The organism is Burkholderia sp. AW33-5 (assembly GCF_053427615.1).
On the sequence record NZ_JBSAXA010000081.1, the window covers coordinates 1 to 757 of the forward strand.

Consider the following 757-nt stretch of genomic DNA (forward strand, 5'->3'; position numbering starts at 1 on the left):
ACATCGACAGCCTGCTGATCCTCGCGTGCGGCACGAGCTACTACTCGGGCCTCACCGCGAAGTACTGGCTCGAATCGATCGCGAAGATCCCGACCCAGGTCGAGATCGCGAGCGAATACCGCTACCGCGAGTCGGTGCCGAACCCGCGCCAGCTCGTGCTGGTGATCTCGCAGTCGGGCGAGACGGCCGACACGCTCGCCGCGCTCAAGCACGCGCAGTCGCTCGGCCACACGCATACGCTCGCGGTGTGCAACGTCGCGACGAGCGCGATGGTGCGCCTCACCGAGATGCAGTTCCTGACGCACGCGGGCACCGAGATCGGCGTCGCGTCGACCAAGGCGTTCACGACGCAGCTCGTCGCGCTGTTCGTGCTGGCCGCGACGCTCGGCAAGCTGCGCGGGCACGTCGACGCCGCGCAGGAAGCGCAATTCCTGAAGGAGCTGCGCCACCTGCCGGCCGCGCTGAACAGCGTGCTCGCGCTCGAGCCGCAGATCATCGCGTGGTCGGAGGAATTCGCACGCAAGGAAAACGCGCTGTTCCTCGGCCGCGGGCTGCATTACCCGATCGCGCTCGAAGGCGCGCTGAAGCTGAAGGAAATCTCGTACATCCACGCCGAGGCCTATCCGGCCGGCGAACTGAAGCACGGGCCGCTCGCGCTCGTCACCGAAGCGATGCCGGTCGTGACGGTCGCGCCGAACGACACGCTGCTCGAGAAGCTGAAGTCGAACATGCAGGAAGTGCGCGCACGCGGCGGCGA

General features: G+C 67.4%; 1 protein-coding gene. It reads left to right on the forward strand.

Annotation, left to right across the window (positions count from 1 at the left end):
* Positions 1-757 (forward strand): SIS domain-containing protein (locus tag ACV22V_RS32410; protein WP_448016816.1); only part of this gene is annotated, 757 nt, incomplete at both ends.